Source organism: Pantoea sp. R13S299, assembly GCF_048515925.1.
Taxonomy (GTDB): domain Bacteria; phylum Pseudomonadota; class Gammaproteobacteria; order Enterobacterales; family Enterobacteriaceae; genus Pantoea.
In genome coordinates, this window is the sequence record NZ_JBLYEF010000001.1 from 889,346 (window position 1) to 914,092 (window position 24,747).

Annotated in this window: 19 protein-coding genes; 11 read left to right on the forward strand and 8 right to left on the reverse strand. The window is 59.8% G+C overall.

What is annotated here, in order from left to right:
* From ACN1CO_RS04400 to ACN1CO_RS04430, 7 genes are all read right to left on the reverse strand, one after another.
* Positions 1–954: a hypothetical protein gene (locus ACN1CO_RS04400; RefSeq protein WP_419137989.1), complete on the reverse strand. Its 954-nt coding sequence runs from the start codon at positions 952–954 to the stop codon at positions 1–3.
* 14 nt (positions 955–968) lie between these two features.
* On the reverse strand, positions 969–1,745 hold the full coding sequence (locus ACN1CO_RS04405) for a PP2C family protein-serine/threonine phosphatase (RefSeq protein WP_419137991.1): 777 nt from the start codon (positions 1,743–1,745) through the stop codon (positions 969–971).
* Positions 1,742–2,878, reverse strand: coding sequence for a type VI secretion system-associated FHA domain protein TagH (gene tagH / locus ACN1CO_RS04410; protein ID WP_419137993.1), 1,137 nt, complete (start codon positions 2,876–2,878; stop codon positions 1,742–1,744). The genes ACN1CO_RS04405 and tagH overlap by 4 nt, the downstream gene beginning before the upstream one ends.
* Positions 2,879–2,914: 36 nt before the next feature.
* Positions 2,915–3,613 carry a type VI secretion system-associated protein TagF gene (gene tagF, locus ACN1CO_RS04415; protein WP_419137995.1) on the reverse strand — a complete coding sequence of 233 codons (699 nt, stop codon included), beginning with the start codon at positions 3,611–3,613 and terminating at the stop codon, positions 2,915–2,917.
* 13 nt (positions 3,614–3,626) lie between these two features.
* Entirely contained in the window at positions 3,627–5,741 is a 2,115-nt protein-coding gene (gene tssM / locus ACN1CO_RS04420) for a type VI secretion system membrane subunit TssM (protein WP_419138973.1), read from the reverse strand.
* A complete protein-coding gene (icmH, locus tag ACN1CO_RS04425; protein WP_419137997.1) occupies positions 5,741–6,958 on the reverse strand; it encodes a type IVB secretion system protein IcmH/DotU in 1,218 nt (405 codons plus the stop codon). Before icmH ends, tssM begins: the two co-directional genes overlap by 1 nt.
* A gap of 85 nt (positions 6,959–7,043) precedes the next feature.
* The gene (locus ACN1CO_RS04430) at positions 7,044–7,535 is read right to left on the reverse strand and encodes an SH3 domain-containing protein (protein ID WP_419137999.1); all 492 of its coding nucleotides are present in this window, start codon (positions 7,533–7,535) and stop codon (positions 7,044–7,046) included.
* Positions 7,536–8,023: 488 nt separating this feature from the next.
* Between ACN1CO_RS04430 and ACN1CO_RS04435 the strand changes: the two genes are divergently transcribed.
* From ACN1CO_RS04435 to ACN1CO_RS04470, 8 genes are all read left to right on the forward strand, one after another.
* Complete coding sequence (locus ACN1CO_RS04435) at positions 8,024–9,238, forward strand: nitrate- and nitrite sensing domain-containing protein (RefSeq protein WP_419138001.1); 1,215 nt, start codon at positions 8,024–8,026, stop codon at positions 9,236–9,238.
* A 262-nt stretch (positions 9,239–9,500) separates the two neighbouring features.
* Positions 9,501–10,751 carry a CmpA/NrtA family ABC transporter substrate-binding protein gene (locus ACN1CO_RS04440; RefSeq protein WP_419138974.1) on the forward strand — a complete coding sequence of 417 codons (1,251 nt, stop codon included), beginning with the start codon at positions 9,501–9,503 and terminating at the stop codon, positions 10,749–10,751.
* A gap of 11 nt (positions 10,752–10,762) precedes the next feature.
* Positions 10,763–11,635, forward strand: a complete 873-nt coding sequence (ntrB, locus tag ACN1CO_RS04445) for a nitrate ABC transporter permease (RefSeq protein ID WP_419138003.1) — start codon at positions 10,763–10,765, stop codon at positions 11,633–11,635.
* Positions 11,636–11,645: 10 nt separating this feature from the next.
* Positions 11,646–12,437: an ABC transporter ATP-binding protein gene (locus tag ACN1CO_RS04450; protein ID WP_370426366.1), complete on the forward strand. Its 792-nt coding sequence runs from the start codon at positions 11,646–11,648 to the stop codon at positions 12,435–12,437.
* A 10-nt stretch (positions 12,438–12,447) separates the two neighbouring features.
* Positions 12,448–16,512: a nitrite reductase large subunit NirB gene (nirB, locus tag ACN1CO_RS04455; protein WP_419138006.1), complete on the forward strand. Its 4,065-nt coding sequence runs from the start codon at positions 12,448–12,450 to the stop codon at positions 16,510–16,512.
* Positions 16,509–19,127 carry a molybdopterin-dependent oxidoreductase gene (locus ACN1CO_RS04460; protein ID WP_419138007.1) on the forward strand — a complete coding sequence of 873 codons (2,619 nt, stop codon included), beginning with the start codon at positions 16,509–16,511 and terminating at the stop codon, positions 19,125–19,127. Before nirB ends, ACN1CO_RS04460 begins: the two co-directional genes overlap by 4 nt.
* On the forward strand, positions 19,127–20,008 hold the full coding sequence (gene cobA / locus ACN1CO_RS04465) for a uroporphyrinogen-III C-methyltransferase (protein WP_419138975.1): 882 nt from the start codon (positions 19,127–19,129) through the stop codon (positions 20,006–20,008). The genes ACN1CO_RS04460 and cobA overlap by 1 nt, the downstream gene beginning before the upstream one ends.
* Before the next feature lie 458 nt (positions 20,009–20,466).
* Positions 20,467–20,775, forward strand: a complete 309-nt coding sequence (locus ACN1CO_RS04470; protein ID WP_419138008.1) for an addiction module antidote protein — start codon at positions 20,467–20,469, stop codon at positions 20,773–20,775.
* 358 nt (positions 20,776–21,133) lie between these two features.
* Here ACN1CO_RS04470 and ACN1CO_RS04475 read toward each other — a convergent pair whose 3' ends face one another.
* Positions 21,134–21,946, reverse strand: coding sequence for a DeoR/GlpR family DNA-binding transcription regulator (locus tag ACN1CO_RS04475; RefSeq protein ID WP_039660387.1), 813 nt, complete (start codon positions 21,944–21,946; stop codon positions 21,134–21,136).
* Between the two features lie 352 nt (positions 21,947–22,298).
* Between ACN1CO_RS04475 and ACN1CO_RS04480 the strand changes: the two genes are divergently transcribed.
* The 3 genes from ACN1CO_RS04480 to ACN1CO_RS04490 are packed head-to-tail and all read left to right on the forward strand — an operon-like array spanning position 22,299 to position 24,743.
* Positions 22,299–23,096 (forward strand): GolD/DthD family dehydrogenase, encoded by a 798-nt coding sequence (locus ACN1CO_RS04480; protein ID WP_419138009.1) that lies wholly within the window; start codon positions 22,299–22,301, stop codon positions 23,094–23,096.
* 54 nt (positions 23,097–23,150) lie between these two features.
* Complete coding sequence (locus ACN1CO_RS04485) at positions 23,151–24,086, forward strand: D-ribose ABC transporter substrate-binding protein (RefSeq protein ID WP_179895931.1); 936 nt, start codon at positions 23,151–23,153, stop codon at positions 24,084–24,086.
* Between the two features lie 45 nt (positions 24,087–24,131).
* Entirely contained in the window at positions 24,132–24,743 is a 612-nt protein-coding gene (locus tag ACN1CO_RS04490) for a DUF2291 family protein (RefSeq protein WP_419138010.1), read from the forward strand.
* The last annotated feature ends 4 nt before the right edge of the window (positions 24,744–24,747 follow it).

The window sequence follows — 24,747 nt, forward strand, 5'->3', positions numbered from 1 at the left end:
TTAATTGATGTTACGCCAGGCACCAATGGCAGGATCAACCAGATCCGCGTGCAGGGTGTCGATGAGTAACACATTCACTTTTTGCTGTGGCATGAAATAGGGCGCCCACTGACTGCGCAATGTATCGACTCGCGATTTCACGGCGTCAGCATCCTGCTGCGCAGCATTCTTATCCATCTTTATCAACAGGGCACCGTTGAAGCGCCAGACATGCTGCCGGGCATCAAAGGGCAGCACCAGCCAGCTATCCGGCGTATCCGGGCGTGTCACAATCATGCGCTGATTGTTGGCGGCGATGACTTCCAGCTTGCTGTCCGGAATCGTCAGATTGGCGATGGGATAGCCCTGATAAAAGGTGACCGCGACCGGCGTGGGGTGATCCGGCGTCGCCAGCGTCAGTTCACTCTTGCCTTCTGCCCAGCCGTCCGGCGAGCACTGCTGCTTGCTGACGTCCGGGATAAACAGGGTCTGGGCATTCTCATCCCAGGCGGTGCGAAAGTGGCAGCCGCTGGGGAGATCAAAGTGTTGCAGCGGCGTGCTGTTGGCGGGCCGTGACAGGTCGAGTGGCACGGCATTGCTGGCACTGGCGCTGGCTGTGGCATCAGCCATCACGATAGGGCGCCAGTTCTGCAACTTGCTGGCGCTGCCGCTGGCCAGGACGCCACCCTCTTTATTGGTCATCTGCCACGGCAGCTCGTCCAGTAATCCACACTGATTCGCGAGCAGGGTGCCGACGCGCGGTAAAAAGGTGGTCAGTACCGACGAATCCTTACTCTTGCCGGAGACGATGCGTAGCGGCAGCGTCTCTTTACACCAGTCGTCAGGCGCTTTGCTCACCACATTATCGATGTAGACCTCCAGCGCCAGGCTGGGGGAGTAAACCACCCGATAATTTTCAGCCTGGGCGTTAGAGGCCATCAGCAGGGTGATGATGCCGGGCAACCACAGTTTCATAAGGATCCTTGGAATCAAAAACGAGGCGGCAGGAAGCGCGCCGAATCAGCCAGTGAATAGAGCAATGTTGCCTCTTCCGGCTCACCAATCCAGACCGCCAGTGCGCTGAGATTATCTTTCTTCACGTTGCGGCTTACCGCCTGTTCCATCAGAGCCAGCCACTCTTCGCAGGCGTTCACCATGCGCAGCGCCTGTTCCATTTCGTCACTGGTGAGGTTCAGCCAGAAGCCATCGGTGCAGACCAGAAAAGCGTCGCCATCTTCCAGCCCAATCTCCTGCGAAAAGCTCACCAGACGAGACGGTTCAGCGCCGAGCGCATTATAGAGTAAATTACTGTTAATGCCGGTATTTTCATAGCCTGCATCTTTCAGTTGCTGGGCCAGACTGTGATCCCGGGTCACCTCATGAAGCGCGCCACGGCGGAAGTGGTAAACCCGGCTGTCACCGGCATGCGCCCACCATGCACGCTGTTTCTGACGGTCAATAAACAGCGCCGCCAGGGTGGTGCTCATGCGTGCATATTTCGGATTTTTACCCTGTGCCTCCTGCAACGCCAGGCGGCACTGCTCAATCGCCTGGCGGGTCATTTCCGGCGTAAAGTCGTCGTGCGCCTGTATCTGACTCAACAGGGTGTCGCGGACCAGTTGGGCGGCCATCTCGCCGCCGGGCAGACCGGCCACGCCATCGCAGACCACGAAACAGGCTTTGCGCTCGTCCAGTTCCGCGCCGGTGCGATCCTGATTATCATCGCGTAGCCCCTGCTGGCAGCGGCTGGCAAAAACGATTTTCATGCTTCATCTACCCGCGTCTGAGAGTCCTTGTACTGATTGACCTCCATGTCATAGGCATGAAGAAAGGCCTCGCCAAACAGCGTGTGGAAATCGTCTTCGATCTCTCCGGCGGTACGCTGGTAATTACGCATGAAGTAGTCCCACAAGGCCGCTTTCTTCGCGGTGGAAAAGGGCAGTTTTGACACCAGACCATCGGCGCGCGCCTGCTCTTCCAGCCGCTGCGGATTAAAGGATTGCAGCATCGCCGCGATAATGGCGCGGATACCGGCAATCATGCCCAGCTGGTGGGCCTGCAGATCGACCAGCGCATCGCGAACCGCCTGTTCCGGCGGCATAAAGCCGGGCATCTGGCTTTGATACATCTGCATCAGCACGGTTTTGCCGGAGGGCAGGATCTTGAACGGGTTATTGGCCTCGTTCAGAATCATCGTCATGTCAGCTTTTACGCCACGCTTGAGAATGGATCGCGACGAGAGCAGCGCGACGGTGCCCTGGGAGAAGAGGCTCAGCATCCGGCCGGTAATGAACATCTGCTCTTCATCCACCGGCGTAGCGTGACCGTTACTCAGCCCCATGCCGTCGAGCAGGGCGGCGATTAGCCGATCCTGATCCACCGGCTGTGATTCCAGCGCCCGGCGCGGCTCACTGGCCTGTGGATCAATCGCCAGCCGCGCATCGTTGTGGCGCTCGTGGCGGGATGGGGTGACCTCATTGACCAGCAGCCGCTCATCAATCTCATGATATTCGTGAATACCCAGCGGATTCGCCGGCTCGGCACTGTCGCCCACGAACAGCGCGAGGGGATCGTTCTGCGCGTTCTGGCAGGCGGGGTCACGCACTTCCAGCGCATAGTCACCGATGCGTAACGCATCGCCATGCTTCAGCAGCACCTGCATGCCGCGACCCAGGGAAATGCCGTTATGTTCGACCGGTGTCACGCTGCCCTGGTTGGTCAGACGGCACTCTCCGTCATGGGACAGATGAACCAGCGCCTGCAGACGCGAGATGGCACGCGTCTCATCCGGCAGCACCAGATCGTTGTCCTGGCTGCGGCCAATGGTGCCGCCAGGCGGTTGAAAGGCGACGCTTTTGACCGGAACATCCGTAGTGCTTTGCACAATGGTAAATTGCATGAGTTATCCCAGATTAAACGGCAAACGCATCCGGCCTCACTCGAACATCGGAGGATAGAGGCCATTACGTCCCGGCAGTGAACCTGCCGCCGGGTTAAACAGTAACGAAAACAGTTGCGCGGTGAGGTTGCCGCTGTGCTTGTGGGTCGCATGGACAAACCCATCGCTGCGGTTACTCCACCAGTAGCTCATATGCTGCTGCGGATCGAAACGTTCCGCCACTTCACGCCAGCTCAGCGTGCAGGGCAGATCCTGAAAACCGAGCACATCCATGATTTCAGAGGGTTTGCGGGCGGGCACCAGAAGCGGCGGCAATGCCTGAATCTGCTGCTCTAACTGCTCGCCGTTCAGCGGGGTCTGAACCGCCTGTAACAGCGTCGCGCCCAGATCCTGAAACCAGTCGCCGGAGATAGTGAGCTGCGCCGGATGCCACTGCGCCAGCGGAAAGCTGTGCAGGGCCAGCAGTGGCCAGGCACGTCCAACGCGGTCGCAGGAGGGCAGTAAACAGCCCATCTGTATCTGTGGCCGGGTCGCGGTCACCGGCAGGACAAAATTCCACACCGGCGCGTGAAGAAAGTTGGCGCTGAAGGACCAGGCCTGCTGATGCCAGTGCATCAATCCCTGCTGGAACCAGTGATTCCACGGGCTAATCTGTTGCTCGCTCAGCCGATGGTGCAGAAAGTCACCGGTCGACGGCAGCTTGCCATACCAGCCGGGGGCCGTGTAAGCCGCCATGTTCACCTCACCATTACTCGCTATGCGAGTTTGACCGCGGGGCCGGGTGCAAAGGCGTTACCGCCAGCACAGAACCCGCTTCGCCCGCAATTTTCAGATTATCCGCCAGCTTGCGCATCATCAGTGCATTATCACGTGCATAAGGCGACGACTGAATCTGCTGATCCAGCAGCTGGCTGAGGTGCCAGTCGAGCTGCTGCAGATCGCGGGCACTGACCGTATCGGGCAGGGAGCGCTGGAGATTTTGCAGCAGCCAGGCCCGTAAAAACTCGCCGTCATAATTACGTGGTTGATAGAGCATCTGATAGGCGCGCAGCGCATTGCGGCTGTAGGCGTTATCATCACCCGGATCGTTGCGCAGAATGTTGGTGATCTGCTGCGCCACGCGCGGCAGCAACAAAGACTTAAGCGCATTTTGATAAAGCACCCAGGCAGCATCGCTGACCTGACTGCCGCGATACAAGCCCGCCCGCATAGTAAGCGGCGGATTATCGAGAGAAAAACGTTCCGACAGCGGCAGCTTCACCAGGTTATTCAGAAAGGGTAGCAGATCAAAAATATTATCAGCAGGCTGATGAATCACCTGCTGACTCTGCTCACGAATCGCGGGTACCCGCGCAGCAACCTGTTGCAGATAATGTTGATTCTGGTAGTAACTCAGGCCCCACAGACTGGAGGCGATCAGCAGCGCACCGGCCAGCACGCCGTAGCCAATCCAGTGGAACAGCTGATTGCGGTACTCCCAGCGGCGATTACTGCCTGCCAGACCGCTCTCTTTGAAGATCAGATCGCTGAGCAGGTCACGAATAAAGAAGCTCTGGCCTTTGTTGCCGGGAATCGGACTGTTGCGGTTAACGCTATCCCAGGCTGCAATTGAGTGGTCGCCCGCCTGGCGCAACTGCAGTTTGCGGCTCAGTTCACCCATCACCCGATCAAATGGCAAACCTTCCTGCGTACCGCTGGTGAAGAACAGCCCACGTGGGCTCCATGCGACCGCATCCTGATGTTCAGAAAAGACGATATCCAGATATTCGTTCAGCAGCGGACGCAGCGAGGCGAACTCCTGCGGAAAGAGGAAACATTCCGCGCGCTCGTTCAGATCGCGCTCCAGGGTCATCTGCTCTGCCAGATCCTGCTGGAGATTCTCTTCCAGCCGCTGAAACTGCTCGCCAAAATGGCGATGCCAGTCATCTTTGTGCGGCTTGCCCAGATCCCAGTTAAACGTGAAGCCCCAGATAGCGTCACGCCGCGCTTTATCCATGGAGCCGAAGTAGCTCATAAAGCCTTTCAGCAGATCGGTTTTGGTCACCATCACGTAGACCGGGAAGTGAATGCCGGTCTGCTGATGCAGTTCCGCCATGCGCTCACGCAGCGCGCTGGCCTGGGCGAAACGCGCCTCGGCTGAATCACTCAGCAGGTCGGCGACGCTGATCGTCATAATCACGCCGTTGATCGGCTGGCGGGTGCGATAGCGTTTCAGCAGATTAATAAAGCTGTGCCACTCCGCCGCATCGCGCACGCGCTGGCTCTCCTGCTGCGCATAGCGTCCGGCGGTATCGATCAGCACTGCGCTGTCAGTGAACCACCAGTCGCAGTTGCGGGTGCCGCCAACGCCACGAATCGCCTGTTTGCCCAGCGTATCGGTCAGCGGAAACTCAAGCCCGGCATTAAACAGCGCGGTCGTTTTACCGGCACCGGGCGCACCCATCACCAGATACCAGGGCAGCTGATAGAGATAATTGGCGTTAAAGCGTGAGAGCAGACTGCCGCTGTGACGACGGCCAAACTGGGCGCGTTTCAGTTGCATTGCCGCTTCGCTGAAGCGCTGGTTGAGCCGCTCTTCGGTCATCTGACGTTCTGCCGAATCCTCGTGGCCCGCCAGTTCGAGCTGGGTCAGCAGGCGGCTGTTAAACCAGGCACGATAAAGCGACGGGATCAGCTGGAACAGAATCCAGAGAAAATAGAGGGCGCTCACGGTGAGCTGACGAGGCAGAACCGGTTCCAGCGGGCGTGACTCGCCCCATGACCAGAACGGGCCCAGCATCCAGACCAGACAGCTCAGCGCCGTGACGCCGATAAAACTCCACAGCAGGCGGTGCGTTAGCAGCAGGCGAAGGGAGGCGCGCATCATTGTGCTCCTTGGTGATTACTGAGCGTTTCAGGCGCGGCAAACAGGGTGATTTCAACGCGGCGGTTGCGGGTCCGGTTTTCGCTGCTGTCGTTGGGCAGCAGCGGGTCGCTGTCGCCACGGCCTTCAGAGCGAACCGTATGACCGTCATTCAGCTGAACCTGTAACAGTTGAGTGATCGCACGGGCGCGGGCAAAGGAAAACTCATAGCTGGAGGCAAAGCGGCTGTTATCCACCGGATGATCGTCGGTAAACACTGAAACCAGAATGGTGCCTTTAACATCTTTCATGGCGTTTGAGACGCGTGCCAGCAGCGCGCGGCCCACCGGATTGATCACCGTGCCTTGCTCGGCAAACAGTTTGTCCGCCGGAATAATCACTTTGCTGCCAAAGGCGCCATCGCTGACTTCAAGTTGTCCGGCGGCGATCACATCATTCAGGCGCTGACGCAGATCGAGCAGCGCCTGCGGGGAAGAGGGACGGCGGCCCGCAGTAATCTGCGGCAGCGGCGTCTGATAGATGGTGCGCAGCAGCGGTTCGGCAGCATTGCCGAGCCGCCAGTTCAGGCCGCTGTAGATCAGGCAGCCAATCAGCGCGACCAGCATGGCACAGGCCCAGAGCGGCACCATCGGACGGGCGAGGGTGCTCACCAGCGGATGCACCTCAACCAGTGGCGGTTGCGGGGTCTGGCGCTGAGCGCGTGTTTCGTCAATCAGAGTTTTCAGGCGTTTACGGATACCGTCGCACTGGACGCGACCATTTTCACTGCCGCGATAGCGGCCTTCAAAGCCCAGCAGCAGGCAGTACTGCACCACTTCGAGCAGCCAGAGATGCTGTTGCGGGCTTTGGGAAATGCGTGACAGCAGCTGAAAGAATTTTTCGCCGCCCCAGCTTTCATTGTGGAAGGTGACCAGCATGCCGTTGCCAGACCAGACGCCGCGCGTGCCCCAGGGGGTCTGCGCCGCCGCTTCATCCAGCACGCTGCAGATGCAGTAACGCGCGCCGATAATCATCTCAAACGGCAGCCCTGCCTGTTTACAGCGTTGTTCAAACTGGCGGATTTCATCGATCAGAGACTGGCGCAGACCCGCAGGGTCGTCGTGGGTGGCTGCCTGACGAATTTGCACCACCGCGTTCAGCAGTGGCGCCGCTGCCTGAAGTAATAGATTCTCATTGCCTGAGGGGGTCGCCTCACGCGCAGGGGATTCCACAGTCATTAATTAGTGATCTTCCAGCCAATGGCCAATCCCTGTACCCGCAGCCCGGGACGGTGCTGCGGGCAATATGCGCCGGATTTCATATTCAGTCTAAGATCCAGGTCGCGGTATCGTTAGTCCGACAGGCTTTGCTGGCCCCACCGACGGCCACACAGACCTGTTTGGTTTTGCGGGGACGGGGACGATCGCTCTGCACCGTGACATCGTAACGATCGCTCGCTACGCCTGCTTTAAGCGGCACATAACCGATCAGCGGGCCGTCAGCCTGGTCAGCAATCGCCAGCCAGCTATGTTCCACATTACCTAATACTTCAAACGGTTTACCCGTTTCGAGATAGCGAACCACTTTGCCGCCGTAATCCGGCGAGGTCATGACGGAGGCACCATAGAGCGCGCGCCAGGTCTGATTGACCGGCTCAAATTCCGTCGGTGCCGCGACAGCGTGTCGATGGACCAGTTTGACGCCGTTAATTTCGCTGGTGACCAGCGTATCGTCAGTGACGGGCGGCGGCGGGGCCTTACAGCCTGCCAGGGTAAGAACCGCCAGCAGTGTTAACGCAAGACTCTTTTTCACCATGTTCCTCGTGATCTCATCAAAGTATCTGCATGTTGCCGGGCCCGATGCCAGGAGGCGCTGTTTGTCGCGCCGCATCGTGCCGAAATTCTGTTTTTCAAAAAAAGGTCAGTTTACATCAGGATAGTAACGTGTTCAGTCTACCTAAGACTTTTGAGAATTCAAACCATTGCACCCACTGCCGATGCGTGATAGCAGGCGCTTTACGGGCGGGTTTCGGTGTAAGAAAAGCGCCAGCTAATGTGATAGTTAAAGCGAACTGAATTATCGCAGAGACAAACTGATTGAGAACAGTGCCGCGCATTCTGACATGCAATGAATCCGATTGGAAACTATTAAGATTTACTAATAACTCGTTGCCGAAAAAATTTATCAGTTTGTGTTAAGAATCTCATCAAAATCAGAATTTACGCCTCTGTTGTGGCCCCTTTTTTTCCGGAAAGCGGCACGCCTTTTGCTACAAAAAGGTTTTAACCTCACAGAGGTAAGCAATGAGTGATGCCATGACCTGGCTACAGGCCTCGCGTGACAGCGATATTGCCAGCCTGCAACGGCTGCTTGAGACCGGCGAGCTGATGGCCGCCGTCAGTGAACTGGTTCATCGGCTGCAGCGTGAGCGTGGCGCGAACAACCTCTGGATCTGCTCAGACGGCGCGCTGTTCAGCGCCGAACGTCTCGCCCGCCAGCAGGAGGTCAGCGACGGTTTGCAGCACTTTTATCGGGTGCTGCCGCTTGCTGTGGCGCAGCCCGGCTATAGCCGCTTCTGTAACCTGATTGCGGCCGCTCTCCAGGCGCTGGACGGTCTGCCCGCGCTGCGCCAGCAAATCAGCCTGGGTGAGCTGGATCAGGCTGCGGCGATGGCCGCCTTTAATCAGGTGATCCGCACCTTACTCAATCTGGTGTTTGAGGCGGCCGACACCGCCAGCTATCCCGGCATTTCCCGCGCGCTAATCGCCCTGTTCAGCTTTATGCAGGGCAAAGAGCTGGCCGGACAGGAGCGGGCCATCGGCTCCGCTGGCTTTGCGGCGGGGCAGTTCACGCCCGACCAGCGCAGCCAGATGGTGGCCCTGATTGCGGCCCAGGAGCAGAGTTTTACCACTTTCCGGGAATTTGCCGACAGCGCCGCCTGTGAAAGCTGGCTGCCGCTGGCCCAGCCGGGTCAGGACATCGAACGTCTGCGGCGCATCGCCTGCACCGGCGGAAAGTATGACGAGACCGGTGCGCTGCACTGGTTTTCCCTGCTCTCCGGGCGGCTGGACCAGATGAAAACGCTGGAGGATGCGCTGACGGCCACGCTGATGCAGCGCTGCCGTGAGGCGATTGCTCAGGCGCAGCAGCAGTCGGCATTTCCGGTCGTGCAGGGCGACAGCAACTTCTCGCTCTACGTCTCCGGGGCTGACTGGCTGCCCGGTGCGGCTGCGCTCAACAGTGACGGCCTGGCTCCGCAGCTTGGGCGCTCGGTGCTGTCGCTGATTGGTGAGCAGTCGCAGCGTCTGCAACAGCAGGCAGACGAGCTGGCGTCGATGCGCGCCTCACTTGACGAGCGACGGGTGATCGATCAGGCCAAACACTGGCTGATGCAGCAGCAGGGTTTCACCGAAGAGGCCGCCTGGCAGGCGCTGCGCAAAAGTGCGATGAATCAGAACAAACGGGTACTGGAAATCGCACAGGCAGTGCTGGCGGTGGCGAAGACCCTGAACACCTAACCCGGATGAGGTAGCTGCACAGCCTTTGTGCGTGATCTGCGTCAGAAACGTGCAAAAACGGTTAATTTCTCACCAGTGCATTGCTGTCAGTCGGCATTCACGCGGCTTCGGCGATCTGGCACACCCTTTGCTTTAACCTTACAGAGAGTACGCATTGCTCCCGCCAATGGCGGTGGGATCAGTGCTTTGGATAAAGGCGTCCATCCGCAGGCTTCGGCTTGTCGGAGGACGCCTTTTTTTATTTCTGTTCAGGGGCAACATGATGAGCAAAACGCCATTTTCACTGACACGACGTCAGGCGCTGATCTCCGGTGCTGCGCTGGGTGCGGCCTGGATCGTTCCGGGATTACGAAATGCAGTCTGGGCGGCAGGTTCCGACGCGCCAGAGAAGGCGCAGGTGCGGGTGGGCTTTATTCCGCTTACCGACTGCGCGCCAGTGGTCATGGCGTCGGTAAAAGGCTTCGATAAGAAATATGGCCTGACACTGCAGGTCAGCAAAGAGGCGAGCTGGGCGGCGGTGCGCGACAAGCTGACCTCCGGCGAACTGGATGCAGCGCATGTGCTCTACGGCATGATCTACGCGCTGCAGCTTGGCGTAGCGGGGCCGCAGCACGACATGGCGAACCTGATGACGCTCAATCATAACGGCCAGGCGATCACACTGTCGAACCAGCTTAAAGCCAGTGGCGTCACCGATGCGGCCAGCCTGAAAAAAGCCGTTGATAGCCGCCCCAAAGGCAGCCTGACTTTCGCCCATACCTTTCCCACCAGTACGCACGCCATGTGGCTCTACTACTGGCTGGCCAATGCCGGCATTCATCCGTTTAACGACGTGCGCACCGTGGTTGTGCCGCCGCCGCAGATGGTGATGAACATGAAGATTGGCAACATGAGCGGCTACTGCGTCGGTGAGCCGTGGAACCAGCGTGCCATCAGCGACAACATCGGCTTTACCGCCGCCACCAGCCAGCAGATCTGGCCGGAGCATCCTGAAAAAGTACTCGGCACCCGCGCGCAGTGGGTGAAAGAGAATCCTAATACTGCCCGCGCGCTGACTGCCGCCGTGCTGGAGGCGGCGCGCTGGATTGACGCTTCAGACGATAACCGCCGTGAAACCGCGCAGGTGTTAGCCGGGCGCGCCTGGATCAATACCAAAGTGGAAACGCTGCAGGGGCGAATGCTCGGACAGTATCAGAACGGCCTGGGGCAGTCGTGGCAGGACGCGCATCCGATGCGCTTCTTCGACAACGGCAACGTCAGTTTTCCATGGCTCTCAGATGGCATGTGGTTCCTGACGCAGATGAAACGCTGGGGACTGCTCGCCAGCGATCCCGATTACCTCGCCGTGGCCCGCCAGATCAACCGCATCGACATCTACAAACAGGCCGCCAGCGCCGTCGGGCAGATTGCATTGCCCGCCAGTGAGATGCGCAGCAGCACCCTGATCGACGGCAAAGTCTGGGATGGCAGCAATCCTGCCGCTTACGCCGCCAGTTTCGCTATCAAACGTTAAGAGAGGTTGTTATGAAAACTGACGCGCGCGCCCTGGCTCAGCCGATGCAAACCCCCGGCAGTGCCACCGTTATTCCGTTACAGGTCACCCCGAAAGCCGCCGTTCGTCCGGCGCGGCTGCGTCCGTTTTTGCAGCGCTGCATTCCGGCTGCGGGCGGTCTGCTGCTGATGCTGCTGGTGTGGCAGATCGCCGCCCTGTCTGAACCTTCGTTTCCTTCGCCTTACGCGACCTGGCAGGCCGCGCAGGTGCTGTTCGCTGATCCGTTCTACAGCAATGGTCCCAACGATCAGGGCATCGGCTGGAATGTGCTGGCCTCCCTGCAGCGCGTCGCCATCGGCTTCGGTCTGGCTGCGCTGGTGGGCATTCCGGCCGGTTTTCTGCTGGGGCGCTTCACCTTTATGGCGCGGATGTTCAATCCGATTATCGCCTTACTGCGCCCGGTCAGCCCGCTGGCCTGGCTGCCGATTGGACTGCTGCTGTTTCAGCGCGCCGAGCCGGCCGCCAGCTGGACGATTTTCATCTGTTCGATCTGGCCGATGATCATCAACACCGCCGAAGGGGTGCAGCGCATTCCGCAGGATTACCTCAACGTCGCGCGGGTGTTACAGCTCTCTGAATGGACGGTGATGCGCCGGATTCTGCTGCCTGCCGTACTGCCTGCGGTGCTCACGGGGGTGCGTCTCTCTATCGGCATCGCGTGGCTGGTGATCGTCGCCGCCGAAATGCTGACGGGTGGGCTGGGGATCGGCTTCTGGATCTGGAACGAGTGGAACAACCTCAACGTGGCAAACATTCTGATCGCCATTCTGATTATCGGTGTGGTCGGGCTGCTGCTGGAACAGGGTCTGATGCTGCTGGCGCGTCGTTTCAGCTGGGAAAAATAAGGAGAACATCATGCAGCAACACATTATTCGCGTTCAGCAGGTGAGTCAGCGTTTCAATACCGACAGTGGTGAGTTCCTGGCACTGGACAACGTCAGCTTTGATATCCACGAAGGGGAAACCCTGAGCCTGATTGGTCACTCCGGCTGCGGCAAATCGACGCTGCTGAACCTCATTGCCGGACTCACCCGTCCCAGCAGCGGCGTGCTGCTGTGTGATAACCGCGAAATCACCGGGCCAGGCCCGGAGCGCGCGGTGGTATTTCAGAATCATTCGCTGCTGCCGTGGCTGACGGCATTTCAGAACGTCGAACTGGCGGTGCAGCAGGTGTTTAAAGGACGCTTCAGCAAAGCGGAGATGCGCGACTGGATCGAGCACAACCTTAATCGGGTGCAGATGAGCCACGCCATGCACAAGCGGCCTGGCGAAATCTCCGGCGGCATGAAGCAGCGCGTCGGCATTGCGCGGGCGCTGGCGATGAAGCCACGCGTGCTGCTGCTGGATGAGCCGTTTGGCGCGCTGGATGCGTTAACCCGTGCCCATCTGCAGGACAGCGTGATGCGCATTCAGCAGGAGCTGAACACCACCATTGTCCTGATCACCCATGACGTAGATGAAGCAGTGCTGCTCTCCGATCGGGTCCTGATGATGACCAATGGCCCGGCGGCGCAGATCGGCGAAATCCTGACTGTCGATCTGCCGCGTCCGCGCTCGCGGGTGGCGCTGGCGGATGAGCCGCGCTACCACCAGCTGCGCCAGAAAGTGCTGCATTTTCTCTACGAAAAACAGACCACGGCGGCATAAGGAGCAGACCATGAGGCAACGGTTGCTGGTGATAGGCAATGGCATGGCGGGAATGCAGATGGTGGAGAGCCTGCTGCAACGTGCGCCGCTGCGTTACGCCATCACGGTCATTGGCCGCGAGCCGCACGGCAACTACAACCGCGTGCTGCTGTCGCCGGTGCTGGCCGGTGAAAAGTCCTTTGGTGAAACCCTGATCCACGATCGCAACTGGTATCAGCGGCACGGCGTTACGCTGCTCACCGGCGAAACCGTGCTGCAGGTTGATCTGGCCGCGCGTACGGTGCAGACCGATCAGCGCCAGCTCGGCTGGGATCGGCTGGTGTTTGCCACCGGCTCACAGCCCCGTCTGCCCGCGATTCCCGGCATCGACGCGGAGTGCGTAATGGGTTTTCGCAGCATCGCCGACGTCCGGCGACTGCTGGCGGGCCAGGGATCGGTAGTGATACTGGGCGGCGGCTTTCTCGGCATTGAAGCGGCGGCGGCACTCCGCGCCCGTGGCCGTGAGGTCATGCTGGTCCATCACAAACCCTGGCTGCTGGATCGCCAGCTGGATGCCAAAGCGGGCGAGCTGTTGCTGTCGGCATTAGCACAGCGCGGCATTCGCTGCGAACTCAATAGCGGACTCACGGCGATTGACGAGGCGGGCGTAGTGCTGACCAGCGGTCGTCACTGCGCCGCCACGCAGGTGGTGATCGCCATCGGCGTGCAACCGGAGATCACGCTGGCGCAGGCGGCGGGTCTGCCGTGTCAGCGCGGCATTCTGGTCGATGGTCAGCTGCGCAGCGCCATTCCCGAGGTTTATGCGGTGGGCGAGTGCTGTGAAATCGCGGGCGAAACCTTTGGCCTGGTCGCGCCCTGCCTGGCGCAGGCACACATTCTGGCGGCGCAGCTGGCGGGATCGCCGCTGGCGGATTTTGTCAGCCAGCCGCTGGCGACGCGGCTTAAGGTCAGTGGCATTTCGCTGTTCAGCGCCGGTGATGTCAGCGAGGCGCCGTCCATCCGCAGTTTTGATCCGATCTCCGGCGACTATCGCCGCCTTTTCCTCCGTCAGGGCCGCCTCTGTGGCGTGCTGCTCTCTGGCGACACCCGGCAGGGCGCGGCGTGGCTGGAACGCCTGCAGCGCGCTGAACCTGTCACGCTCGATGTCCTGTTCGATCACGATCAACCTGAACCGCAGCCACAGGCTGCAGAGAGTCCTGAGATGAGTAAACCGGTTTTAGCCGTCATTGGTCACGGCATGGTCAGTCACCACTTTCTTGAACAGCTGGTTGCCCGCGAACTGCATCAGCACTATCACATCGTGGTTTACGGCGAGGAGCGCCAGCAGGCTTACGATCGCGTGCATCTGTCGGACTATTTCAACGGCAAAACGGCCGGTGATCTGTCGCTGGTCGGCGCAGACTTCTTTGCCCTGCACGGTATCGAACTGCGCAGCGGCTGCACGGTTATCGCGATTGACCGCCAGCAGCGCAGCCTGCGTGATAGCGCGGGCAATGAGCTGGCGTGGGATAAGCTGGTGCTGGCGACCGGCTCTCGTGCTTTTGTCCCGCCGGTGCCGGGCCACGACGGCGAACGCTGCTTTGTCTATCGCACGCTGGATGACCTTGATGCCATTGCCGCCTGCGCCCGTAATAGCCAGCGCGGCATTGTGATTGGCGGCGGTCTGCTGGGTCTGGAGGCGGCGAATGCGCTGCGGCAGCTCGGACTGGAGACGCACGTGGTGGAGTTCGCGCCGCGCCTGATGGCAGTGCAGCTCGATGAGGGCGGTGCGCTGATGCTGCGTCAGAAGATCGACGCGCTGGGCGTCACGGTTCACACCTCAAAACAGACCGAGCTGATTGAGCGTCAGGCCGATGGCAGCGTGGTGCTGCGCTTTGCCGACGGCAGCAGTTTACCCGGCGATCTGGTGTTGTTCTCTGCCGGTATCCGGCCGCGCGATGAGCTGGCGCGAGAGGCGGGCCTGACGCTGGGAGCGCGCGGCGGCATTGAGATTAACGATCGCTGCCAGACCAGCGATGACGACGTGTTTGCCATTGGAGAATGCGCGCTGTGGAACGGTCAGATCTTTGGCCTGGTCGCGCCGGGTTATCAGATGGCGCGGGTGCTGGCCGGGCATCTGGCGGCTGAACCGGCCGCCTTCAGCGGCGCGGACATGAGCACCAAACTGAAACTGCTGGGCGTGGAGGTGGCCTCCTTTGGTGATGCGCATGGTCGCACGCCAGGCAGCCAGCACTATCACTGGACCGACGGGCCAAAAGGCATCTACAAGAAAATCGTGGTCTCTGCGGAGGGCACCCGGCTGCTGGGCGGCGTGCTGGTCGGCGACAGCAGCGATTACGCCACGCTGCTGCAGATGATGCTCAATGACTTACCGCTGCCCACCGCCCCAGAAAGCCTGATCCTGCCTGCGCTGGCCGGTGCGCCGAAAGCGCCAGGCGTCGCGGCGCTGCCGGACAGCGCCCAGGTCTGCTCCTGTCACAACGTCAGCAAGGGTGATATCTGCGCGGCGGTAAAAGGCGGATGCGGTGAGATGAGCAGCATCAAGAGCTGCACCAAAGCGGCCACCGGCTGCGGCGGCTGCGCGGCGCTGGTGAAGCAGGTGATGGAGTTTCAGCTGGAAAATCTGGGCGTCGAGGTCAAAAAAGATGTCTGTGACCACTTCAGCTATTCACGCCAGGAGCTTTATCACCTGGTGCGGGCAGGCGAGTTCAGGACGTTTGATGCGCTGCTGGCCTCGCACGGACGGGGAAAGGGCTGTGAGATCTGCAAGCCGCTGGTGGCATCGCTGCTCGCCTCCTGCTGGAACGACTATCTGCTGAAACCGACGCATCTGCCGCTGCAGGACACCAACGACCGCTACTTTGCCAACATCCAGAAAGATGGCACCTATTCCGTAGTGCCGCGCGTCCCGGCCGGCGAAATCACGCCGCAGGGACTGATCGCCATTGGCGAGGTGGCGGCGCGTTACGATCTCTACACTAAAATCACCGGCGGTCAGCGTATCGACCTGTTTGGCGCGCGGCTCGATCAGCTGCCCGATATCTGGCAGACGCTGCTCGCAGCCGGTTTCGAAACCGGTCACGCCTACGGTAAGTCGCTGCGCACGGTGAAATCCTGTGTCGGTTCAACCTGGTGCCGCTACGGCGTGCAGGATTCGACCGCCTTCGCCATCGCGCTGGAGAACCGCTACAAGGGGCTACGTGCGCCGCATAAGATCAAGATGGCGGTTTCGGGCTGTACCCGAGAGTGTGCGGAAGCGCAGAGCAAAGATATCGGGGTCATCGCCACCGAAAAGGGCTGGAACCTCTACGTCTGTGGCAATGGCGGCATGAAGCCGCGCCATGCCGACCTGTTCGCCAGCGATCTCGACGACGCCACGTTGCTGCGTTATGTCGATCGCCTGCTGATGTTCTATGTCCGCACCGCCGATCGTCTGCAGCGCACCAGCGTCTGGATGGACAATCTTGAAGGCGGTCTGGATTACCTGCGTCAGGTGGTGATTGAAGATAGCCTCGGGCTGGGCGCGACGCTGGAGCAGGAGATGCAGCGGGTGGTGGAGGCGTATCAGTGCGAGTGGCAGACCACGCTGGCGGACCCGTCGCGCCTGGCGCTGTTTACGCCGACGGTCAACAGCGACCAGCCTGATGAATCGCTGCACTACAGCCGGGTTCGCGGCCAGCGCCAGCCTGAATCCGTGGCTGCGCGTCCGCTGCTGCAACTGCCCGCCGATCCGTGGAGTGCTATCTGCGCACTGGAGGCGATTCCGCCAGAGGCGGGGATCGGCGCGCGACTTGGCAGCGAGCGTGTCGCGCTGTTCCGCTTTGGTGATGCGCTGTTTGCGCTGGAAGATCGCGAACCTGGCAGCGACGCCAGCGTGCTGTCGCGCGGAATTCTGGGCGATGTTGGCGGCGAGCCGGTGGTGATCTCTCCGCTCTACAAGCAGCGGATACGGCTGCGTGACGGGCAGAGTCTCGATAATCCGCAGCATCAGTTGCGCTGCTGGCCGGTGAAGCTGGAAGCGGGTCAGATCTGGCTGGCAAACCGTCCGCTTAATCAGCTGGCGCAGGCATCATGAACAGCACCTGTCCCTATTGCGGCGTCGGCTGTGGCGTCTGCGTCACGCCGCAGGGAGCGCATCAGGCAACTGTGATCGGCGATCCACTGCATCCCGCCAATGCGGGCCGGTTGTGCGTTAAGGGCGCGGCGCTGGGCGAGACGCTGACCCCGCAGGGACGTCTGCTCACCGCCCAGGTTAACGGCCAGCAGGTCAGCCTCGATGCTGCGCTGGATGCAGCGGCGGCCGGATTGCGGGCGGTGATCGATCAATATGGTCCGCAGGCGGTGGCGTTTTATGGCTCCGGCCAGCTGCTGACCGAGGATTACTACGTCGCCAATAAGCTGATGAAGGGGTATATCGGCGCGGCCAATATCGATACCAATTCGCGGCTCTGCATGGCGTCGGCAGTGGTTGGCTATAAGCGGGCGCTGGGAGCCGATGCGGTACCCTGCTGTTATGAGGATCTGGAGCAGGCCGATCTGGTGTTGCTGGTGGGCTCTAACGCCGCCTGGGCGCATCCGGTGGTCTGGCAGCGGCTGATGCAGGCGAAGCTGCAACGACCGGCGATGCGCATTGTGGTGATTGATCCGCGCCGCACGGCCAGTGGCGATCAGGCCGATCTGCATCTGCCACTGCGTCCCGGCAGCGATTCGGCGTTGTTTTCCGGTCTGCTGCACTGGCTGGCACAGCACAATGGCCTTGATAGCAGCATGCTGCCTCATCTGAATGGGGTGAGTGAGACCCTGGCCGCTGCCGCGCAGTGGGATGTGGCGCGGGTGGCAGAGGCCTGTGATTTAACGGAACAGCAGGTGACGCACTTTTTCCGGCTGGTCAGTCAGAACGATCGGGTGCTGACGCTGTGGTGCATGGGAATCAACCAGTCCGCCACCGGCAGCGACAATAACCAGGCGATTCTTAATCTGCATCTGCTGACGGGCAAAATAGGCCGTGCGGGCTGCGGGCCTTTTTCGCTGACCGGACAGCCAAATGCGATGGGCGGACGCGAAGTGGGTGGCCTGGCGAATCAGCTGGCGGCGCACATGAGTTTTACGGACGCGGATTGCGATCGGGTGCAGCGTTTCTGGGGCAGCCCGTCGATAGCCCGTCAGCCGGGGCTGATGGCGCTGGATCTCTTCAGGGCGATTGCCGAAGGCGAGGTGAAAGCGGTGTGGATTATGGGCACCAATCCGGCGGTGTCGATGCCGGAGGGCAATCGCGTGGCGCAGGCGCTGGCGGCGTGTCCGCTGGTGATTGTGTCGGATGTGATGGCACAGACCGATACCAGCGCCTTTGCCGATATTCTGCTGCCCGCTCAGGGGTGGGGCGAGAAGAATGGCACCGTGACGAACTCAGAGCGACGCATTTCGCGTCAGCGCGCCTTTGCCGCCGCGCCAGGAGATGCCCGGCCTGACTGGTGGCTGCTGGCCCAGGTGGCGCAGCGATTAGGGTTCAGTGAGGGGTTTAACTGGCAGCATCCGTCGGAGATTTTCCGCGAGCACGCGGCGCTGTCGGGCTTTGAGAACCGGGGCCAGCGGGCGTTTGATATCAGCGGGCTGGCGCAGTTAAGCCAGCCCGAATGGGACGCGCTGCGTCCGGTTCAGTGGCCGGTGAACAGTGATTTTCCGCAGGGCTGTGCCCGGTTGTTTGGCGATCGCCGCTTTTTCCACAAGGACGGCAAAGCCCGGCTGCTGGTTCCGGCCATACCTGCCTTAACTCCGCGTGATGCTGCTTATCCGCTACTGATGAATAGCGGTCGGGTGCGCGATCAGTGGCATACCATGACGCGCACCGGGCTGGTGCCACGTCTGATGCAGCATTGCGATGAGCCGTTTGTGGCGCTGCATCCCGCTGACGCGGTGCAGTATGGCGTCGCGGCGGGCGGTCTGGCGCGGGTGCAGTCGGTGCAGGGCTGGATCAGTGCGCGGGTGCGCGCTGATACCGGGATGCGGCGCGGCGAGCTGTTTGTGCCGATGCACTGGAACCGGCAGTTCAGTCAGCAGAGTCATATCGGCATGCTGGTCGCCGCCCTGGCCTGTCCGTTTTCGGGGCAGCCCGCGCTGAAGCAGACGCCGGTGCGGATTCTGCCGCTGGCGGTGAGCTGGCAGGGCTGGTTGTGGCAGCGGGGAATTACGCCGCTTGCGGGATTGCGTTACTGGTCGCGTGCGCCCTATCCGGCGGTGCAGCGTTATGCGATAGCGGGCGAGGGATCGCCGCAGGCGTGGCTGGCCGGGCAGGTTGATTTGTCAGGTTGTGACGTGCAGTTCGCCACCGGCAGCGGTTATGATTACCGGTTGCTGGCATGGCGCGACGGTGAGCTGCAGCTGGCGTTTTATGTCGGTAGCGCGTTGCCGTCGCTGGATGGTGCGTTTGTTGCAGCAGCCTTTGCTGATGCCCCGCAGGATGCTGCCGGGCGGCATAGCGTGCTGGCGGGTCGGGCGGCACTGCGCAGCGCGGCGGGCCGGATTATCTGTAGTTGTATGTCGGTGGGTGAGCAGACGATTTTGCAGGCGATAGCGCAGGGGTGTCGCAGCACTCAGGCATTGGGCGAGAAGCTGAAGTGCGGCACACAGTGCGGCTCCTGTATTCCGGAGCTGAAGCAGTTGTTGCTGTCCGACGTAGTTGTGGAGGAATGATGACGCGAGCAATTGATTCTCTGGATAAGTTACTGGCTCCGGTCGGTGTGGCTAAGCAGCAGGGTGTGGTGTGGCTGGTGGGTGCAGGCCCTGGCGATGTGGAGTTGCTGACGGTGAAGGCGTTGCGGTTGCTGCAGCGGGCTGAGGTGGTGGTGTATGACCGGCTGGTGAGTGAAGCGGTGATGGCGGAGGTGCCGGAGAGCGCGTTATGCATTGATGTGGGTAAGCAGCCGGGGCAGCACGGGCTGAAGCAGTCGCAGATTAATCAGTTGCTGGTGGATCTGGCGCGCAGCGGGCGCGATGTGATCCGCCTGAAGGGCGGCGATCCGTTTATTTTTGGTCGCGGTGGCGAGGAGATGGTGAGTCTGCAGGAGGCCGGGATTCGCTGTGAGGTCGTGCCGGGGATTACGGCGGCGGTGGGCTGTGCGGCGGCCAGCGGGATTCCGTTGACGCATCGGGATTGTGCGCAGTCGTTGCGGTTGATTACCGGGCATGGCCGGAGTGGCGAGCCGCAGCTGGATGCAGCCGCGCTGTCGGCGGTGAATCAGACGCTGGTGTTTTATATGGGGTTGAGCTGGAGTGCGTCGATCAGTGCGCAGCTGCAGGCGCAGGGGCGCGATCCGGAGACGCCGGTGGCGATTATTGAGAAGGGCACACGGCCGGATCAGCGGGTGTTGATTACCACGCTGGGTGGGCTGGCGGAGACGGTCGCGCGGGATCAGCCGGTATCGCCATCGCTGCTGGTGGTAGGTGAGGTCGTGCGGTTTTATCGGGCGGATTTGCAGGTGCGGGGTGATGAGATGGGGAGCCGGTGCGACGTGGAGGAAGTCGGGTGCCTTGTGCAGGAAGTACGGTGCGTCGTGCAGGAAATGCCTGCCTGATCGCAAAGGAGTCCCGCATCCCTGCGGATTGGGCTCGCCATCCCTGGCTCGCACACTTTGCTCTTCAGGCAGGCCATTCCTGCACGGTTGGCATTGGGGCGGAGGTTTTGCGGAAGCGGGTCGGGATTAGGTGCAGGTAGGTTTGGGTGAGAAGGCAGGAATGGTTTGAAGAGCCGGTGCGTCGTGCAGGAAAAGCCTGCCTGATCGCAAAGGAGTCCCGCATCCCTGCGGACTGGGCTCGCCATCCCTGGCTCGCACACTTTGCTCTTCAGGCAGGCCATTCCTGCACGGTTGGCATCGGTGTAGTGTTTTGGGTAAGGATAGATCGTCCGATTGTACCGACCGTTACAGCCCGTATCGATAGCTTAAGAGCGTAGCTGCGTTGTAGTTTTTAGGCTACATTTGCTGATATAAATGAGGCTATTAATTGCCTTAAAGATTATTTAAAGAGGTGATGTATGGCTAAAGAACGTTTATATGATGACGTCATGGTTGATGCTCTTCGGGAGGATCCGGCGTTTGCTCAGGCTTATCTGCATCAGGCATTTCTGGATATTGACGAAGAGGGAGGACAGGAGGCGTTTTTACTGGCGTTACGCCATGTTGTCGAGGCTCGGGGAGGAATGGCGACTATTGCCCGGAAAGCCGGTGTTTCGCGTGAATCGCTGTATCGCACACTTTCTCCGACCGGTAATCCGACACTGAAAACGCTTCGCAGCGTCGTTCATGCAACCGGATTTCCATTCTCTTCGCTTGCCGGTTCATGAGGTTAGCGCCTGACATTTCCTCGAATAATTTAGCTCGTCTCCAATACACAATAAAGATTCAGTTTGCCGCAATATAGATTGCGTACAAGTGATGTAGTTCAGGGTTTAGTTTGGTAATGATGTTGCGGCAGGACGGTGCGTCGTGCAGGAAAAGCCTGCCTGATCGCAAAGGAATCCCGCATCCCTGCGGATTGGGCTCGCCATCCCTGGCTCGCACACTTTGCTTTTCAGGCAGGCCATTCCTGCACGGTTGGCGATGGTGTGGGGTTTTGCTGGAATGACCGCGCTTTTCTGCGCCTCAAATTCTTATTTCTCATCGCTCTGGAATCACTCACGTCACTTTGGTACGGGTGTTCAATTACATCGCCCGCTTCAGCGGCAGCGGGGCCACCAGCACTTTGACGCCTAAGGCTTCAAAGGCTTTGACCTGCGCGGGGCTGATGCCGCTGTCGGTGATCAGGTAGTGGATGTTGCTCCAGTCACAGGGCAGCGCGAACATGGAAACCTTGTCGATTTTGCTGGAGTCCGCCACTACGTAAACCGTGCTGGCGGATTTGATCATCGCCAGTTTTACCTTAATGTCCGTTTCGCTGGGGAAGCTCAGGCCCAGACGCGGTGAGATGCAGGCGGTCGCCAGGAAGAGTTTTTCGGCCAGTACGTTTTCGAAAAAACTGGCCGCTTTCTCGCCAGAGGTGGAGAGCGTCGGAAATTTAAAGGTGCCGCCGGTCAGCAGGATGTTGATCCCCGGTTCGCCACCTAGTTTCAGGGCGATATTGACCGCAGTGGTCACCACTGACAGGCGGCGGATGTGGCTGATGGCGTCGGTAATCGCGGTGGTCGTGGTGCCGGAATCGAAAATCACCGTGTCACCATTTTCGATATGCTGCGCCGCCAGCCGGCCAATCGCCTCTTTCTCTTCCAGATGGGTCTGCCGCTCCAGCAGCATCGCCCCGGTATTCTGCTTGCCCGTCATCAGCGTCGCGCCACCATGATAGCGCTGCACAAAGCCCTGTTTTTGCAGCATGCGCAGGTCGCTGCGTAATGTGGCTTCAGTCAGGCCAAAGGTCTCCGTCAGCGCTTTAACCGTGACCGTGCCATCCTCACGGATCATCTCCAGAATTTTCTCGCGGCGTTGCTGCATGTCAGCGAACTGCTCACTTTTGCTTTTCAATCGAAATGCTCCCTTTTCCAATAACCTGAGAGGTCGGCCAAACAAGGTCTCTGTGGCTGAGTTTAACGCGCCATTTTTATGAATGCGAGATAGCCCGAAGCGTCATTGATTTTCGAACGAAAATAAATAATCCGCAGGTTATTGAATCTCTCAGGCTTTCCCGATTGCAGCCAGGCGGCTTTATTTCGGGACTGGAAGCCAGATCACGTCTTTTCAATCAGATAAGCCGCTTAAGGCGGCAGGTGGTCGAAATTTGATCTGCTCCACACATCATTTCTTTTCGATAGCTTATATTTTTGTTCGAAAATGAGTGAAGCAACGGCATCCGCAAAATACTGAGGGGAAGAGTGGGATGAGTGGTGAATATGACGTAAACCTGCGCTACGGCGTAGATACCGCAATGAGTCTGGCCGACAAAGTGGCGGTGGTGACCGGTGGGCTGGGCGGCATCGCCATGGCGACTAATGGCATGTTGCTGGAGAAGGGCGCGCGTCTGGCATTGCTCTATCCGCCGTTCGAAGCGGAGAAGGTCGCCAGCCTGCAGGCGGAATTTTCGGCCGATCGGGTGCGGTTTGTCTGCTGTGACGTCACCGATCCCGCGTCGGTGGAAGAGGCGTTTGACGCGGTGGTTTCCCACTATGGCCGGATCGATATCCTGGTCAACTGCGCAGGCTACGTAATGCTGCAGCCGGTGATCGAGACCGATTTTGCCGAGTGGCAGAAACAGATTGCGGTGAACCTCACCGGGCCTTTCCTCTGCTCGCAGGCGGCGGCAAAGCTGATGATTCGTGCCGGTGCGGGCGGCAAGATTATTAATATCGCCTCCCAGGCGGCGTCCATCGCTATCGACAACCATGTTGCCTACACCTCCGCCAAAGCGGGCCTGCTGGGCATGACCAAAGTGATGGCCAAAGAGTTTGCTCCGCATCGCATCAACGTGAACACCCTGTCGCCCACTGTGGTGCTGACGCCGATGGGCGAGAAAGCCTGGCGCGGCGAGAAGGGCGAGCAGATGAAAAAACTGATTCCGCTGGGCCGCTTTGCTTATACCGATGAGATCGCCGCCGCCGTGCTGTTCTTCGCCAGCAACGGCAGCGACATGATCACCGGCGCAGATTTAATGATCGATGGTGGCTTCACCATCTGGTAAGGCCAGCCCAACACCGGGACTTCATACCCTGCCATAACGATAAGAGAGAACATCATGAAAAACCGTACCCTGCTGTGTACTGCCGTGGCTGCCTGTCTGGTTTCACAGGCGGCGTTTGCCGCCGAAAAAGGCACCATTATGATTCTGGTTAACTCACTCGATAATCCCTACTACGCCTCCGAAGCCAAAGGGGCCAACCTCAAGGCGCAGGAGCTGGGTTACAAAACCACGGTGCTGTCGCACGGCGAAGATGTGAAGAAGCAGAGCGAACTGATTGACGCGGCTATCGGCAAGAAAGTGCAGGGTATCGTGCTGGATAACGCCGACTCGACCGCCAGCGTGGCGGCGATTAAAAAAGCCAAAGATGCCGGGATCCCGGTGGTACTGATCAACCGCGAGATCCCGGTAGATGACGTGGCGCTGGCCCAGATCACCCACAACAACTTCCAGGCGGGATCAGACGTGGCCAACGTCTTTGTCGAGAAAATGGGTGAGAAGGGCAAATACGCCGAGCTGGCCTGTAACCTGGCCGACAACAACTGCGTGACCCGCTCTAAATCGTTCCATCAGGTACTGGATCAATATCCCGATATGCAGAGCGTGGCGCGTCAGGATGCCAAAGGCACCCTGATCGACGGCAAGCGCATCATGGACAGCATCCTGCAGGCACATCCGGATGTGAAAGGGGTGATCTGCGGTAACGGTCCGGTCGCGCTGGGCGCGATTGCCGCGCTCAAAGCCGCCGGTCGCAACGATGTGATTGTGGTGGGCATTGATGGCAGCAACGACGAACGCGATGCGGTAAAAGCGGGCACGCTGAAAGCCACGGTGATGCTGCAGGCGCAGGCGATTGCCGCCGAAGGTGTGACCGATCTCGATAACTTCATCCAGAAAGGCGTTAAGCCGGCCAAACAGCGCGTGATGTTCCGCGGCATTCTGATTACCCCGGAAAACGCTAAAGGCGTACAGGACTTTAACTACAAGTCGTAATTAACCGCTGTCGCGCCTGCGAAAGCGGGCGCCTGGGAGAAGAAGATGTCCCGAAGAGTCTGGCTGACGCTGGTGGTCATGCTGTTAAGCGGCTGCAAAATTGTGTCGCAGCAGGAGCTGGCTGAACTGAAAAATCCCCCCAATCCGAAAATGGCCAATATCGACCAGCTGTGGCAACAGAAGCTGGTGCCGCAGGTTCAGGCGGAGGCGAAACCGCTGGCGACGCTGATGAAGTCGCTGCAGTCTGCCAAAGACTTTGACAGCGCCTGCCAGACCTATGGCTATCGCAGTCAGGCTGAGAATCCCTGTGTCTTCAGCGTCTCCGTTCGCGGCGAGGTAACCGCTGTTAACACGACGTCACGCAGCGGAAAGATGACCGTGAAGGATGAATCAGGTGACAGTGTCACTATTCAGGTCGGGCCGATTATTCGCGGTACCGCGCTGCGGGATGTCTACAGAGGTGCGAGCTATCAGGACTTTAATGATCAGGTGCTGTTCGGCGATTACGGCAAGGCGATTAACCAGCACGCCTCCAGCCTGATGCAGCAGTTCGCGCCGAAGGTGGGCGATAAGGTGATGGTCAGCGGCGTGTTCAGCAGCTGGGATATTCCACAACAGCTGCCGGATATCACGCCGGCTGCGATCACCCGGCAATAAGGAG

Bases quoted from the DNA above. Each gene is read 5' to 3' on its own strand.
- ACN1CO_RS04400 (WP_419137989.1), bottom strand. From the start codon at position 954: ATGAAACTGTGGTTGCCCGGCATCATCACCCTGCTGATGGCCTCTAAC.
- ACN1CO_RS04405 (WP_419137991.1), bottom strand. From the start codon at position 1,745: ATGAAAATCGTTTTTGCCAGCCGCTGCCAGCAGGGGCTACGCGATGAT.
- tagH (WP_419137993.1), bottom strand. From the start codon at position 2,878: ATGCAATTTACCATTGTGCAAAGCACTACGGATGTTCCGGTCAAAAGC.
- tagF (WP_419137995.1), bottom strand. From the start codon at position 3,613: ATGGCGGCTTACACGGCCCCCGGCTGGTATGGCAAGCTGCCGTCGACC.
- tssM (WP_419138973.1), bottom strand. From the start codon at position 5,741: ATGCGCGCCTCCCTTCGCCTGCTGCTAACGCACCGCCTGCTGTGGAGT.
- icmH (WP_419137997.1), bottom strand. From the start codon at position 6,958: ATGACTGTGGAATCCCCTGCGCGTGAGGCGACCCCCTCAGGCAATGAG.
- ACN1CO_RS04430 (WP_419137999.1), bottom strand. From the start codon at position 7,535: ATGGTGAAAAAGAGTCTTGCGTTAACACTGCTGGCGGTTCTTACCCTG.
- ACN1CO_RS04435 (WP_419138001.1), top strand. From the start codon at position 8,024: ATGAGTGATGCCATGACCTGGCTACAGGCCTCGCGTGACAGCGATATT.
- ACN1CO_RS04440 (WP_419138974.1), top strand. From the start codon at position 9,501: ATGAGCAAAACGCCATTTTCACTGACACGACGTCAGGCGCTGATCTCC.
- ntrB (WP_419138003.1), top strand. From the start codon at position 10,763: ATGAAAACTGACGCGCGCGCCCTGGCTCAGCCGATGCAAACCCCCGGC.
- ACN1CO_RS04450 (WP_370426366.1), top strand. From the start codon at position 11,646: ATGCAGCAACACATTATTCGCGTTCAGCAGGTGAGTCAGCGTTTCAAT.
- nirB (WP_419138006.1), top strand. From the start codon at position 12,448: ATGAGGCAACGGTTGCTGGTGATAGGCAATGGCATGGCGGGAATGCAG.
- ACN1CO_RS04460 (WP_419138007.1), top strand. From the start codon at position 16,509: ATGAACAGCACCTGTCCCTATTGCGGCGTCGGCTGTGGCGTCTGCGTC.
- cobA (WP_419138975.1), top strand. From the start codon at position 19,127: ATGACGCGAGCAATTGATTCTCTGGATAAGTTACTGGCTCCGGTCGGT.
- ACN1CO_RS04470 (WP_419138008.1), top strand. From the start codon at position 20,467: ATGGCTAAAGAACGTTTATATGATGACGTCATGGTTGATGCTCTTCGG.
- ACN1CO_RS04480 (WP_419138009.1), top strand. From the start codon at position 22,299: ATGAGTGGTGAATATGACGTAAACCTGCGCTACGGCGTAGATACCGCA.
- ACN1CO_RS04485 (WP_179895931.1), top strand. From the start codon at position 23,151: ATGAAAAACCGTACCCTGCTGTGTACTGCCGTGGCTGCCTGTCTGGTT.
- ACN1CO_RS04490 (WP_419138010.1), top strand. From the start codon at position 24,132: ATGTCCCGAAGAGTCTGGCTGACGCTGGTGGTCATGCTGTTAAGCGGC.